We start from the raw sequence: 13,715 nt of genomic DNA on the forward strand, positions 1-13,715 counted from the left end.
AAGGGACGATGTGCCGCCATGTAAGCTGGAAATTGAGGCTAGTCATTGCGGCGGACCGGTGCTGGCGGTGCAAGTCTAGGGATCAGGATCACGGCCGCGCCGCTTCCAGCATGAAGCCGGTGCGCAGGCCGTGCGCCCATTCCGGGCGTCCCGTGTGTTCAGCCTGCCGTGCCGCCGCCTCGTGGTCGTACTCGACGGCGATCATCTCGAAGCGATCCGGCTGGCCGGCGCCGCCCAGGGTGACGATGCCGTAGCGGGCGTGCGGCGAACCCTGTTCGGAGACATGGGCCGGCGGCGTGTCGTCGTCATAGGCGGGGCAGCCGATGCTGCCCGGGTTGAAGATGACGGGACCGTCAGGGATACGGATCAGTTCGGGTCGATGGCTGTGGCCGCACAGCGCGATGCGGCAGGCCGGGTCGAGCGCCTTCAGCCGGCGCCGGATCGCCGCCAGCGGCGCGCGCACCAGCTGACGATCGACGATCGCGTCGAGCAGGTATTTCTCGTCGTGATCGGGGCGGGCGTGGAAGGCGATGACGCCGGGCGCGATCTCAAGGATCAAGGGTTGGGCGAACAGTGTATCGCGCTGCGCTGGCGTCAGTCGCTGCCGCGCATAGATGTCGGACGCCCACATGGTCTCGTCGGCCGGATCGACGGCGACGCGGCGGTCATGGTTGCCACGCACCGTCGGCAGGCTGAGCGCCTCCAGCCTCTCCATTGTTTCACGCGGCCACAGCGGCCCCGAAACGCTGTCGCCGAGATTGACGGTGAGGTCGGCGCCGCCGCGCCGCGCCATGTCTTCGAGCACGGCGTCGAGCGCGAGAACATTGCCGTGGATATCGGCCAGGACGGCTAAGCGCATTTTCGAGGGAGCTCCACAGGCTGGCGAGCGACTGGTCGAAAGGGCGATCCTGACAGGGACATGGTTTCCTACCGCTTCGCGAGAGAAAGGAAACGTGTCAGGCCAACGCTTCGATGTCGTGGCCGCCGACGGCCGGCAGAGCGGCGTCGTCCGCGGCCGCGGCGATGACACTGTCGAGCAGGCCGGGGAAGCGGGCGTCGAGATCGGCGCGGCGCAGCGTGATCATGCGGTTGGTGCCGACCACTTCGGCGCGGGTGACACCGGCCTCACGCAGTTTGGCGAGGTGGTAGCTGAGGTTGGTCTTGGAGCCGAGATCGAGGAACCGGCTGCAGTTCAGCGGCACGCCTTCCTTGCTGGCGAGATAGCGCACGATCGCAAGCCGCGTCGGGTCGCCGAGCACGCCGAGCACAATGGGCAGGCTGATCTGGTCCGTATTGGGGTGTGGCAAGGTCATGGCTGGAACCTAAGCACAGTTCGGGCCGATTTCAACGCGTCGATCCTGCCCGGTCCATACACGGTGTTTCTCCACTTCATGGGCCGTCCTGACACAGGGCTGTCAGCATGGTTGTGCTATTTTTACCTGGCTTCATTGACATGATGCCCTTTTATGTCCAATTGTTCAATAACTTTTGAACTAAGGACGCTTTCCCATGGACAAGAGAATCTTCTGGCTTGCGCTCGGATCGTTTGCAATCTCGACCGAAGGCTTCGTCATCTCCAGCCTTCTGCCCGATATCGCCAGGGATGCCGGCATCTCGGTGCCGCTCGCCGGCTCGCTGATCACCGCCTTCGCGCTCGCCTATGCCCTGGGCACGCCGATCCTGGCGACGCTGACCGGCGAATGGGACCGGCGCCGCGTCATCCTGTGGACGCTGGTATTCTTCGTCGTCGGCAATGTCGTCGCCGCCCTGAGCTCATCCTTCGAAGTGCTGCTCGTCGCACGCATCATCATGGCGCTGTCGTCGGGCCTGTTCGCGGCGACCGCGCAAGGCACGGCGGTGGCGCTGGTGGATGATCATCACCGAGCCCGCGCCATCGCCGTCGTCGTCGGCGGCACCACCGTGGCCGTCGCTGTCGGTGCACCGCTTGGCGCGCTGGTCGCTGCCATCGCCGGTTGGCGCGGCACCTTCTACGCCATTGCCGGCCTTGGCGCGCTGTCCGGCGCCATCCTGTGGTACCGCCTGCCTCGCGGCATCATCGGCACCAGGCTGCCGCTGAAGCGCCGGCTGGCGGCCGCCATGCGTCCCGGCGTGATGCCGATCCTGGTGACGACATTGCTGGCGCTGGTCGGTGCCTTCACCGTCTTTGCCTATGTCGCGCCGCTTGCCATCGAGAGCGGCGGGCTGAGCGAGATCGCGCTGCCCGGCATGCTGCTCGCCTTCGGCGTCGGCGCTGTGGTTGGCAACATTGCCGGCGGCCAGGCGGCCGACCGTTTCGGCGCCACCCGCACCGTCGGCTGGTCGCTGGCGTTGAGTGCGGCCATGCTGGTCATGCTGTCGGTCATCCCGACCTTCCTGCCGCAGCACATCGCCGGACCGGCGCTGATGGCGATGATGGTGCCTTGGGGCATCGTCGGCTGGGCGTTCCCGCCGGCGCAGGCCAGCCGCATCATCAAGCTGGCGCCGGACGCCGCACCGATCGTGCTGTCGCTCAACGGCTCGGCGCTCTATCTCGGCGTGGCGGTGGGCGCGGTGGTCGGTGGTGGCGTGCTGCGCTACGGCGCGCCCGCCGATCTCGGCCTGGTCGCGGCGGTGTTCCCGATCATCGGACTGGGCATCGTGCTGGCGGGACGGGTGTTTGCCCGGGCCGTCACCATGCCGGCGGAATAAGGCCGGCTCCGAGGCATGCATCGTCGTTTTTCGCGGCCGCTTCTTCAGCTGGGCGGCCGCTTCTTCAGCTGGAAGGAGTGACCGCGGGCAGTTCCAGCTTCAACGCAGCCACTTCATCGAGTGTGGCCCGCAGTTTCGCGGCCTGCTGCGCGCCGATCATGGCCTCGAATTGCCGCTGGGCGACGCTCCATAGCTTGATCGCCTCGTCGAGCTTGGCCTGTCCTGATGGCGTCAGCCGTACGCGCTTGACGCGGCGATCGTCCTTGTCGGGGAAGGTTTCGACATAGCCGTCGCGGACCAGGGGCTTCAGCGTATGGCCGAGCGCCGAGAGGTCCATGATCAGCGCCTCGGCAATGGCTCCCATCGCCGGGTCGGCGCCGACACTGATCTGGAAAAGCAGGCCGAACTGCGTACCCTTCAGGCCGGAAGGCGCCAGCGCGTCGTCGTAGAACCGGCCAAGCCTGCGCGCGGTGCGCCGCAAGGTGGCATTGTTGCAACGGCTAAATCCATCAGCTTCACTCATGACCGCTCCTTGCTGGAACATCTCCGGCGAAACGCATCGCCTCCAATGCTCTGTCTTGTTGCGCAATTCGGGGCGCTAAACCGCTGAGCACTTGCTGGAATCGCCCCGGCAGGTGCGCCAGCCCGCCGCAAAAATAGTTTTCACCGCCGCCGTTGACAAGATGCTGGCATATACCTACTTCGCGGAAAGTGGCATATGCCACTAATTCGAACAGCAGCCTTGCCGGCCGATATATATATCCACCCCGGCGGAAGACAGCGAACACAAGGAACGCGATAATGAGCAAGAATGACAACAAGGGCACGGCGGTCGTCACCGGCGCCTCATCGGGGATCGGCGCCGTCTATGCGGACCGTCTGGCGGGGCAGGGCTATGACCTGGTGCTGGTGGCGCGCCGTGCAGATCGACTACAGGCGCTGGCCGAGAAGCTGCGCCATGCCCACGGTCGCAACGTCAGCGTGCTCAGCGCCGATCTATCCGACGACGACGATTTGCGCCGTGTCGAGCAGTCGATATCAGCCGACGAAACCGTGACGCTGCTGGTCAACAATGCCGGCCTTGGCGGTCAGGCAGTGGTGGCAACCGCCGACGCCGACGCGGCCGAGCGCATGATCAAGGTCAATGTCGTGGCTCTGACCCGGCTGACGCGTGCCGTGCTGCCTGGGCTCTTGGCGCGCAACCGGGGCGGGATCGTCAACATCGCCTCGGTCCTGGCCTTCGATACCTCGTTCGGCGGCATCTACAGCGGGACCAAGGCCTATGTCGTCAACTTCACCGAAGCCCTGCATCGCGAGGTCGCGGGCACTGGAGTGACGGTGCAGGTGGTGCTGCCGGGCGCGACCCGGACCGATTTCTGGGAGCTTTCCGGCGGTGATATCGACCAGTTGCCGAAGGAGATCGTCATGACCGCCGACGATATGGTGGACGCTGCCCTTGTCGGCCTGGCCAGGGGCGAGGCCGTCACCGTGCCGGCGCTTGCCGACACCGGGAAGCTGGACACATTCCTAGGCGCCCGCCAGGCCTTCTATGGCAGCCTGCATGCCGACAAGCCGGCCCCGCGCTACGCGGCTTAGGCCGACGTGGCGGCCGGCCGTCAGACCGTCCGCCACATCGGGATGATCGACGCGGCGAGCACCAGCGCCAGCACGATGTTGAGCGCGCGCCATTGCCACTCGGCCTTGAGCAGTCGCGCCAGCACCATGCCCGCCACGCACCAGACGGACAGCGAGATAGCGGCGGTGAGGCCGAAGGTCGAGCCGAGCAGCAAAGCGAGTTGTCCCGGTCCGTCGGTCAGCGCGGCGAAGGACGCCGCCGCGCCCAGGCCCATCGCCCAGCCCTTGGGGTTCATCCACTGGATGCCGGCGCCGCCCAGGAAACTGTTGGGTTTGGCCATGGTGACATCGAGATTGGGCGGGCCGGCGCGGCCGATCTTGATTGCCAGCCAGACGAGGTAGAGCGAGCCGGCGATCTTCATGGCAAGCTGCAGCGAGGGCATGGCAAGCAGCAGCCCGGCAAGCCCGGCAGCGGCCGCCCCCGTCACGGTCGCGAGGCCGGCGGCACTGCCGATCATCAAGGGAACCGAGCGGCGAAAGCCGAATTGCGCACCCGAAGCGGTCGATAATGTCGTGGCGATGCCCGGCGTCGCGGTGGCCACGAAGGCAAACAGGATGAGCGGCAGGATAGGCTGGAGCATGGAGCATCCCTTGTCGGAGGCTTCATGTTAGACTGAGAGTTGGATCAGTAAATGCAATGTTTGCGATGATCGTCATTAGCAATTATAATGCCGATCATGATCCGCAATCTCGATACCAGTCTCATGCGCACCTTCGTCACCGTCGCCGACAAGGCCAGCATGACAGCGGCGGCCAACGCGCTGCACCTGACGCAGGGCGCGGTCAGCCAGCAGGTCAAGCGGCTGGAAGAAACGCTCGGCTGCGGGCTGTTCGAGCGCGACCGGCGCGGTCTGCGGCTGACCCATTCCGGCGAGCGGCTGTTCGACAAGGCAAGGCGCCTGCTCAGCCTCAATGACGAGATCTGGACCGAGATGGTGGGGAGCGTTGTCGCCGGACAGGTGCGGCTCGGCGTTCCCTACGACCTTGTCGGCACCTTGCTGGCCCCCGTACTGAAGGCCTATGCCGAGGCCTATCCGCAGGTCGAGATATCGCTGGTCTGCGCCTCCTCGCCGGAACTGGCGGCGGCACTGGCGGCGGGCACCATCGACCTCGCGGTAATCGAGGAGCGGGTCGGTCCAACCTCGGGCGAATGCCTGGCCATCGACCGGCTGGTCTGGGTCGGCGCAAGGGGTGGGGTGGCTCGCGCCAAGCGGCCATTGCCCGTCTCGATCGTTGCCGACACCTGCGCCTTCCGGCCGGTGGTGCTGGCGGCACTCAAGGAGCATGGGTTGGAATGGCGCAGCGTGTTCGAGAACGGCAACATCGACGCGACGACGGCGACGGTTCGTTCCGACCTCGCCGTCACCACATGGCTCGCCTCCACCGTGCCAGCCGATCTCGACATATTGCCGTTCGACACCGGCCTGCCGCCGCTGCCGAATTTTGCCATCAACCTGCACCTGCCGCGGCATGGCGTGAGCACGGCGGCGCAGGAATTCGCCCGGCATATAAGGGACGGGCTGGCGCGGCGTTTACAGGCTGCTTGATGACCGAATTTACTTCCAGTTCTTGCGCCGCTCGAGTTCGGCGTCGGATGGCTCGCCAGTGACAAAGGAGCCGACCTTGATCTCGCCCGCGCGCTCATAGGTCGCGATAATGACGCCGGTGGTCGAAGTCCGCGATTTGACCAGCTTGAAAGCGGCCGGCATCGCTGCATCGCCGAACAGCCGCTTGCCCTTGCCCAGCAACAGCGGGAAGATCATCAGCCGGATCTCGTCGATCAGCCCGTTGGCGAGCAAGGTCTGGATGAGATCGCCAGACCCCTGGATGAGCAGGTCAGGTCCATCTTCCTGCTTGAGGCGGCGCAAGGCCGTGATGATATCGGGCCCAAGCGCGTGCGTGTTCTGCCAGGTGAGGGTGTCAGGCCGATGCGTCGCCACGTACTTGGTTGCGGGGTTGAACGCATCCGCGATCGGATCTTTCTGGTAGGGCCAGTACGCGGCGAAGATGTCGTAGGTTCTGCGGCCGAGCAGCAGGGCGAAGGGTCTGGAGAACAATTCCTCCATTGCCGCGCCTCCCACCTCGTCAAAATAGTGGAACGTCCAGCCGCCGAATTCGAAGCCGCCGACCGGATCCTCTTCCGGCCCTCCCGGCGCCTGCATGACGCCATCGAGGCTGACGAAGGTCGCGGCGATGATCTTTCTCATTGTGCTCTCCCTTTGCTTGCGTCCACGCCATCGCGGCCGGACTTCAACCCAAGGACGGAGCAACCGCGCCCGTCCCGACAAAGGCCGCGAGATTTGGTCCGCCCGCGATAGGTCAGCCGCGGACGCTCACGGCTTTCGACGAGAACCAGACATGCTCGAAGATCGCCGTGGCGGTGCGGTCCGGTTGCCTGTCCTCGACCAGCCAGATCGAGCGGCTGCGCGTGGCCTGCTCGCGTGTCGGGATCTTCGCCGCAAGATCCGCGAGCGAGGCGCCGAAGCATGGGATGAACCAGGCACGCATGAACGGATCGCAGGCAAAGCCCTTTTCGGTGCGGGTCACCAGCATCGCCAGCGGGACGCGCTCGGCGGGACGCCAGGGAAAGATCATGCGGCCGCCGGGGCGCAACGCTTTCAGCCATCCGGCGGGAGGGGCGACGACACCGGCATTGACATAAATGATGTCGGATGGCGACAGCGGCGACGTCACGGCGTCGCCATGGAAAACGGTCGCATTGCCGTAGGTTTCCAGATTCTTGCGCGCTAACCCAGCCAAGTTTTCGTCGATCTCGAAGGCGGTGACGGTGCCGCCTGGCGAAACCAGTTTGGCCAGCAAAGCCGTGTAATAACCGCTGCCCGCGCCGATATGCGTGATGGCCTCACCAGGCTTTGGTGCGACTTTTCCGATCCACATGGCGTGCAGGAACGGCTCGCCATTGTTGATGCCCTTGTCGGCATCGAGCGCTACCAGAACGTTCTGGCAGATGTGGGCCGGATCGGCGCTTGGCGTGGTGACCGTGCCGTTGCCGGTGATGACCGTCCATGGGCCGGGGCCGAGGAACGCCTCGCGCGGTACGCTGGCGAACACTTCTTCCAGGCGCGGGTCCGATGAGGCGGCATTGGCCGCCATCAGCCGCGCGTAGAATGTCCTGATGTCTTCGAGGTCGCTCATGGCATCGGGAAGATAGCGCGATCCGGCGGCTTGTCCCGTGATTAAACGGAACGTCAACCAACCCCGAACATTGTGTCGTAGAGCAGCTTGAAATTGAGCACCAGGATGATGGCCGCGACCACCCAGGCCAGTGCGGCGACGCCGCGCGGAATGGCGAGATTGCCCATCTTCTTCTTGTCGGACACGAACTGCACCAGCGGGACGACCGCGAAAGGCAGTTGCATGGACAACACCACCTGGCTGAAGACCAGCAGCTGGCCGGTGCCCTTCTCGCCATAGAGCGCGGTGACGACCACCACCGGAATGATGGCGAGGCCGCGCGTCAGCAGGCGCCGAGCCCAGTTGGGGATGCGCAGGCGCAGAAAACCTTCCATGATGATCTGGCCGGCGAGCGTTGCCGTCACCGTCGAATTCAGGCCTGACGCCAGCAGTGCCACGGCAAACAGGATCGAGGCGATGCCGAGGCCAAGCAGCGGCGACAGCAGCTTGAAAGCCTGGTCGATCTCGGCGACATCCTGGTGGCCGGTTTCGTGGAAGGCGACCGCCGCGACGATCAGGATGGCGGCATTGACGAACAGCGCCAGCATCAGGGCGATGGTGGAGTCCGTCGTCGCCCATTTGATGGCATCGCGTTTTCCGGCCTCCGTGCGCTCATAGGCGCGGGTCTGCACGATCGAGGAATGCAGGTAGAGATTGTGCGGCATGACCGTTGCGCCGATGATGCCGATGGCGATGTAGAGCATCGCCGGATTGGTGACGATTTCCGAGGACGGCACGAACATCGAATGCAGGATCGTGCCGGCCGGCGGGGCGGCAACGAAGATCTGGATGGCAAAGCAGCTGAAGATGACGATCAAAAGCGCGACGACGAAGGCTTCGAGATAGCGAAAACCCTTGTTCATCAGGAGCAGGACCAGGAAAGCGTCTAGCGCGGTGACCATGGCGCCGCCGATCAGCGGGATGCCGAACAAAAGCTGCAGCGCGATCGCGGTGCCGATCACCTCGGCGAGGTCGCAGGCGATGATGGCGAGTTCGCAGGCGATCCACAGCACGAGGTTGACCGGGCGCGGATAGTAGGCGCGGCAGGCCTGGGCGAGGTCGCGGCCGGTGGCGATGCCAAGACGCGCGGCCAACGCCTGCAGCAGGATCGCCATCAGGTTGGACAGCATGATGATGAACAAAAGCGTGTAGCCGAACTGGGCGCCACCGGCGAGGTCGGTCGCCCAGTTGCCCGGGTCCATATATCCGACCGAGACCATGTAGCCGGGGCCCATGAAGGCGAACAGGCGGCGGAACCAGACGCCTGATGTCGGCACCGCGATGGAGGCGTTGACCTCGCGCAGACTGGGCTGATCGTCTTCATCCCGACTGGCGAAGCGCCATGCGGACCGGGAAGTTGTGACGTCTGCTTCTGACATGAAAAGGCTTTCCGCGACTTCCGGAGGATGCCCTCAAGGTATGCCACGGCTCAACATTATGCAATATGCTATATTTCATTGTTGGTGCTTTTTATCTCGCCGCGTTGTGCGTGCGAAGGGGCGCCTGGGAGAGGCCGGTTGCGCCTCTCTCGGAATGCAAATAAACGGCCTGAAGAATCACAGCCCGTGCTATAAAAGCAGGGACGGTAAACTCCCGAGGAGGAGCGCGCATTGGCGCTTAAGAACAGACCGGTCCCGCGTGAGCCGTTGCTCGATGCAGGTGTCCATTCGGAAGGGTTCCGGCAGACGCGCGAAGCGCGCCGCAGCGCGCTGGTCGAGGATTATGTCGAACTGATCGCCGACCTGATCGAGGACGGCAACGAGGCGCGCCAGGTCGACATCGCCGCGCGTCTTGGCGTCGCCCAGCCGACAGTGGCCAAGATGCTGACGCGGCTCTGCGCCGACGGGCTCGTGTCGCGAAAGCCCTATCGCGGCGTGTTCCTGACCGAAGCCGGCCGCAAGGTCGCCGAGGAAAGCCGCATCCGCCACCAGACAGTCGAGGCCTTCCTGCGTTCGCTCGGCGTCAGCGCCGAGACGGCGCGCATCGATGCCGAGGGGATCGAGCACCATGTCAGCGCCGAGACGCTGGAAGCTTTCCGCAAGGCGATGACGGCGCGTTGAAGCGCTTCATTGCCGCGTTTTCGACCATGTTAGCCGCTGGAACCGCCGGCGCTTATACGCGTTCCCCTCTCATTGCGCGCCTGTTGCGCGCCAGGGAGGAAGCAATGGGCATCGAGCAGGCACCGACCGCAAAAGGCAAGCAGGCAGCCACAGGATTGGAACAGGCGGCCGCCAGGGACGAGCGCAAGACCGAGGCCGAAACGGGAAATCCGCTGAAGAAGGGCGCCGATCGTTTCGAGGAACGCTCGAAAAGCTCCGACGGCAAGAGCGCCGGCGCCAAGCAGAAAGACTAGGCGGCGGCAGTTCTGGATCGATGCGGATGACCATCGAGTGGCGCCCGCCCGAACGCTTCGTCTTTCAGGGACATTCGATCGCTTGGGGCATGATGGGGGAAGGACCGCCCGCCGTCGTTCTCCATGGCACGCCATTCTCCTCGGTCGAGTGGCGCCGCATCGCGCCATGGCTAGCGAAGCAGCGACGCATCCACTATTTCGACATGCTTGGCTATGGCTGGTCGGACAAGCCGGACGGCGATGTGTCGCGCGGCATCCAGAACGAGCTGTTCGCGGCCCTCTATGCCCACTGGAAGCTGGAACGGCCCGACGTGGTCGCGCATGATTTCGGCGGATCAACCGCTCTGCGCGGTCATCTGCTCAACGGTTTGGAGTTCCGCTCGCTGGTGCTGATCGATCCGGTGGCGATCAGCCCGCAAGGTTCGCCGCTGGTCCAGGCAGCCAAGCAGAGCGAGAAGGTTTTTGCTGGGCTGCCCGCGTATGTTCACGAAGCGATCTTGCGGGCCTACATCGATGGCGCGACGGACAATCGGTTACGCGCAGACGAGATGCAGGCCTATCTTCGTCCATGGCTTGGCGACGAGGGCCAGAGGGCGTTCTGGAGGCAAGTCGCGCAGATGGACGATAAGTACACGGAGGAGGTGGAGTGGCGATATGGCGAGATTCGTTGTTCGGTCGCCATCCTGTGGGGCGAAAATGACGACTGGATTCCGGTAAAGGACGGCCGGGAACTGGCGCGGCGCATCCCTGGCGCGACGTTTCAGACAGTCCCCGACGCCAAGCATCTCGTCCAGGAAGATGCGCCGGAGGCGATCGCCGCCACGGTCCTCCAGTTCTGGCGGAGCCTGGAAGCCGGCTAGGCGGTTCGGCGTTTGATAGAACCGCCGGACCGGTCTAATTCCTTCCGGGCCTGCCGCCCTCGGTCTGCTTCACTCGCTGACATCTTGCTTCCAGCTGCGCGGATGGCAAATAGGGCGGGATGCAGGTCCCTTCGCCAGGCTTGGCCTCGGGTAGATCATCGTAGCCTTCGGTGCAGATATAATCCTCGCGGCAGGAATGGGCCTTGTCGCAAGCGCGCGGGCCGGCGGTCTTGGAGAATTCCTTGGTGCAGAATTTGTGTCCTTGCCGGACGCGATGCAATCGTTGAAGCCGGTCTTGGCCAGCCGGTCTTGGCCAGCCGGCCGCGGCTCGCCTCGTTGGGGAGCCTGTCGCAGCTCGCCTTGCGCAGCATGCCGCCGGGAAAGCCGCCTGTCTTCTGTTCGAGGCACGGCAACGCCACCAGCAGCGACAGGAAACCCCTGATCGTCCTCAAGCCTGGAACCCCTCCCAATGCCGGCGATGCTACAGGCCTTGGGCGCACACGCCAGTGCGGTGAAGCGGCCATGCCTGACCACAAAAATGCTGTGACTTGGAGCAACCATTGCGATACTTGTTTGTTGGGTTGAGCCGGCCCTGCCGGAGCAATGGGGAAGTTCGCAGCACGAGGAGTTGCCATGCTCTGGAGAGGCCGTCGTCAGAGTGACAATATCGAGGACGACCGTAGCGATGGCGGCGGCGGGATCGGTGGTGGTGGCGGTCAGTTCCGCATCCCGATCGGTGGCCGCGCCGGTGGCGGCGGCAGCATATTTCTCGTCATCCTGGTGGTGCTGGCCGGATGGTATTTCGGCTTTGACCCCTCAACGATCCTGGGCGGTGGCGACGGCGGCCTGCTGCCGGGCGGCGGTGGCCAGATATCAGACAACAGCGGTGGCCAGGACAGCGGCGCAACACCGGCCAATGACGAGATGAAGCAGTTCGTGGCGACCGTGCTCGCCGAGACGGAAGACACCTGGACCGGCATCTTCAAGTCGCAAGGCCTGACCTACGAGGACCCGAAGCTGGTGCTGTTTTCCGGCCAGGTCCGCTCCGCCTGCGGCTTCGCCTCGGCGGCGGCCGGACCGTTCTATTGTCCGGGCGACCACAAGGTCTATCTCGACATGACCTTCTTCCAGCAACTCGACCAGCAGTTCGGCGCTTCCGGCGAGTTCGCCCGCGCCTATGTCATCGCGCATGAGGTCGGCCACCACGTGCAGAACCTCACCGGCATCATGGGGAAGTTCAACCAGATGCGGCAAGGCATGGGCGAAGCCGATGCCAACCAGCTGTCAGTGCGCATCGAGCTGCAAGCCGACTGCTTCGCTGGCGTGTGGGCGCATTATACCGGGCAGAAGGGCATATTGGAGCAGGGCGACTTCGAAAGCGCGCTGAACGCGGCCAAGCAGATCGGCGACGATACGCTGCAGAAGAAGATGCAGGGCTATGTCGTGCCGGAAAGCTTCAACCACGGCACCTCGCAGCAGCGGCAGACCTGGCTGACGCGCGGTTACAAGAGCGGCAAGCTTTCCGATTGCAACACGATGAGCGGCCCGCTCTAAGCAGTCATTTTCGGACATGGAGCTGGCGGCCAAGACGCCGTCAGGGAGTGTCAGGATCAAAGCATCCTGCCTGTTCTCGCATTGTTCCTTTCCGCAGGCTCGCCTATAAGGTGCGTCCGCCCGCGCCCAAGGGCGGCCAGAGGAGCTTGACCCAGCATGATCGACCCCAAAACCGCCAAGCGGGGCCTTGCGCTGGTTTTCACCACGCTGCTGCTCGATATCATCGGTTTCGGCATGATCATGCCGGTGCTGCCTGCCTTTCTCAGGGAACTGACCGGCGTCGGCATTAGCGAAGCGGCGATCGAAGGCGGCTGGCTGTTCTTCGTCTATGCGGCCATGCAGTTCTTCTTCGCGCCCATCATGGGCGGCCTGAGCGACCGGTTCGGGCGGCGGCCGATCCTGCTCGCCTCGGTGCTGACTTTCTCCATCGACAATTTGATCTGCGCCATCGCCTGGTCCTATCCGATGCTCTTCATCGGTCGCGTCCTAGCCGGCATTTCGGGCGCCAGCTATTCGACGACGTCGGCCTTCATCGCCGATATTTCGAACGACGAGAACCGGGCGAAGAATTTCGGCCTGCTCGGCATCGCCTTCGGCGTCGGCTTCGTCATCGGGCCGGTGCTGGGCGGATTGCTCGGCACGTTCGGACCGCGCGTGCCGTTCTTTTTCGCCGCCGGGCTCGCCTTCGTGAACTTCCTCATCGCAATGTTCGTCCTGCCGGAAACGCTCGATGAAAAGCACCGCCGCCGCTTCGAGTGGAAACGCGCCAACCCGGTCGGCACGCTTCTGCAGATGCGCCAATATCAGGGCATCGGCTGGATTGGGCTGGTCTTCTTCCTGATGACGCTCGGCCACATGATGTATCCGGCGGTGTGGTCGTTCGTCTCCAACTACCGCTACGGCTGGAGCGAGCAGCAGATAGGCTTCTCGCTCGGCGCTTTCGGCCTGTGCGGCGCCATCATCATGGGCACGGTGCTGCCGCGCGTCATCCCAAGGCTCGGCGAGTGGAGGACTGCGGTCATCGGCCTGACGTTCACCGCGGCCAGCGCCTTCGGCTATGCCTTCGCCTCGCAAGGCTGGATGGTCTACGCGGTGATCGTCGCCGGCTGCCTGGAAGCGCTGGCCGATCCGCCGCTGAGAAGCCTCGCCGCAGCCAAGGTTCCCCCTTCGGCACAAGGCGAATTGCAAGGCGCGATGACCTCGATCTTTTCGATCACATCGATCATCACGCCGCTGCTCTATACCGCCATCTTTTCCTGGTTCACCGGCCCCAGCGCGCCCGTCACCTTCGGTGGCGCGCCCTATCTGGTCGGTGCATGCTTCCTGGTGCTGGCGGTCATCGTCTTCGTCACCAAGGTGGCTAGGCCGGCGACGGTCATGACTGTCACGAACGATGTCGTGGAAGATGGAGCCCAGCTATGAGCCGGAGG

15 protein-coding genes are annotated in these 13,715 nt (G+C 64.3%); 8 read left to right on the forward strand and 7 right to left on the reverse strand.

Annotated elements, in window-relative coordinates:
* Positions 1 to 88: 88 nt before the first annotated feature.
* Together X739_RS155375 and X739_RS155370 are read right to left on the reverse strand one after the other, a co-directional pair.
* Positions 89 to 859, reverse strand: a complete 771-nt coding sequence (locus tag X739_RS155375; RefSeq protein ID WP_023794212.1) for a metallophosphoesterase family protein — start codon at positions 857 to 859, stop codon at positions 89 to 91.
* A 97-nt stretch (positions 860 to 956) separates the two neighbouring features.
* Positions 957 to 1,313 (reverse strand): helix-turn-helix transcriptional regulator, encoded by a 357-nt coding sequence (locus tag X739_RS155370; protein WP_023781502.1) that lies wholly within the window; start codon positions 1,311 to 1,313, stop codon positions 957 to 959.
* A gap of 196 nt (positions 1,314 to 1,509) precedes the next feature.
* Here X739_RS155370 and X739_RS155365 point away from each other — a divergent pair, with 196 nt between their 5' ends.
* Positions 1,510 to 2,688, forward strand: a complete 1,179-nt coding sequence (locus X739_RS155365; RefSeq protein WP_023770176.1) for an MFS transporter — start codon at positions 1,510 to 1,512, stop codon at positions 2,686 to 2,688.
* 64 nt (positions 2,689 to 2,752) lie between these two features.
* Here the strand turns inward: X739_RS155365 and X739_RS155360 are convergent, their stop codons facing one another.
* Positions 2,753 to 3,211 carry a MarR family winged helix-turn-helix transcriptional regulator gene (locus X739_RS155360; RefSeq protein ID WP_023781504.1) on the reverse strand — a complete coding sequence of 153 codons (459 nt, stop codon included), beginning with the start codon at positions 3,209 to 3,211 and terminating at the stop codon, positions 2,753 to 2,755.
* A gap of 278 nt (positions 3,212 to 3,489) precedes the next feature.
* Here X739_RS155360 and X739_RS155355 point away from each other — a divergent pair, with 278 nt between their 5' ends.
* Complete coding sequence (locus tag X739_RS155355) at positions 3,490 to 4,284, forward strand: SDR family oxidoreductase (RefSeq protein ID WP_023781505.1); 795 nt, start codon at positions 3,490 to 3,492, stop codon at positions 4,282 to 4,284.
* Between the two features lie 20 nt (positions 4,285 to 4,304).
* On the opposite strand, the gene X739_RS155350 is transcribed toward X739_RS155355, so the two are convergent.
* The gene (locus X739_RS155350; protein ID WP_023781506.1) at positions 4,305 to 4,904 is read right to left on the reverse strand and encodes a LysE family translocator; all 600 of its coding nucleotides are present in this window, start codon (positions 4,902 to 4,904) and stop codon (positions 4,305 to 4,307) included.
* A 96-nt stretch (positions 4,905 to 5,000) separates the two neighbouring features.
* Here X739_RS155350 and X739_RS155345 point away from each other — a divergent pair, with 96 nt between their 5' ends.
* On the forward strand, positions 5,001 to 5,870 hold the full coding sequence (locus X739_RS155345; RefSeq protein WP_023770171.1) for a LysR substrate-binding domain-containing protein: 870 nt from the start codon (positions 5,001 to 5,003) through the stop codon (positions 5,868 to 5,870).
* Between the two features lie 9 nt (positions 5,871 to 5,879).
* Here the strand turns inward: X739_RS155345 and X739_RS155340 are convergent, their stop codons facing one another.
* The 3 genes from X739_RS155340 to X739_RS155330 all read right to left on the reverse strand — a co-directional run bounded on the left by X739_RS155340 (position 5,880) and on the right by X739_RS155330 (position 8,897).
* Positions 5,880 to 6,530 (reverse strand): dihydrofolate reductase family protein, encoded by a 651-nt coding sequence (locus X739_RS155340; protein WP_023781508.1) that lies wholly within the window; start codon positions 6,528 to 6,530, stop codon positions 5,880 to 5,882.
* Between the two features lie 112 nt (positions 6,531 to 6,642).
* Positions 6,643 to 7,479, reverse strand: a complete 837-nt coding sequence (locus X739_RS155335; RefSeq protein ID WP_023770169.1) for a protein-L-isoaspartate O-methyltransferase — start codon at positions 7,477 to 7,479, stop codon at positions 6,643 to 6,645.
* A 53-nt stretch (positions 7,480 to 7,532) separates the two neighbouring features.
* Complete coding sequence (locus tag X739_RS155330) at positions 7,533 to 8,897, reverse strand: Nramp family divalent metal transporter (RefSeq protein ID WP_023770168.1); 1,365 nt, start codon at positions 8,895 to 8,897, stop codon at positions 7,533 to 7,535.
* A gap of 231 nt (positions 8,898 to 9,128) precedes the next feature.
* Between X739_RS155330 and mntR the strand changes: the two genes are divergently transcribed.
* The 5 genes from mntR to X739_RS155300 all read left to right on the forward strand — a co-directional run bounded on the left by mntR (position 9,129) and on the right by X739_RS155300 (position 13,707).
* Positions 9,129 to 9,578 (forward strand): manganese-binding transcriptional regulator MntR, encoded by a 450-nt coding sequence (gene mntR, locus X739_RS155325; protein WP_023770167.1) that lies wholly within the window; start codon positions 9,129 to 9,131, stop codon positions 9,576 to 9,578.
* A 104-nt stretch (positions 9,579 to 9,682) separates the two neighbouring features.
* Entirely contained in the window at positions 9,683 to 9,871 is a 189-nt protein-coding gene (locus X739_RS155320) for a hypothetical protein (RefSeq protein ID WP_023794219.1), read from the forward strand.
* Positions 9,872 to 9,897: 26 nt separating this feature from the next.
* Positions 9,898 to 10,731 carry an alpha/beta hydrolase gene (locus X739_RS155315; protein ID WP_023794222.1) on the forward strand — a complete coding sequence of 278 codons (834 nt, stop codon included), beginning with the start codon at positions 9,898 to 9,900 and terminating at the stop codon, positions 10,729 to 10,731.
* 633 nt (positions 10,732 to 11,364) lie between these two features.
* A complete protein-coding gene (locus X739_RS155305; RefSeq protein WP_023770163.1) occupies positions 11,365 to 12,285 on the forward strand; it encodes a neutral zinc metallopeptidase in 921 nt (306 codons plus the stop codon).
* 156 nt (positions 12,286 to 12,441) lie between these two features.
* A complete protein-coding gene (locus X739_RS155300) occupies positions 12,442 to 13,707 on the forward strand; it encodes a tetracycline resistance MFS efflux pump (protein WP_023794227.1) in 1,266 nt (421 codons plus the stop codon).
* The last annotated feature ends 8 nt before the right edge of the window (positions 13,708 to 13,715 follow it).

Source organism: Mesorhizobium sp. LNHC209A00 (assembly GCF_000502915.1).
Lineage (GTDB): Bacteria > Pseudomonadota > Alphaproteobacteria > Rhizobiales > Rhizobiaceae > Mesorhizobium.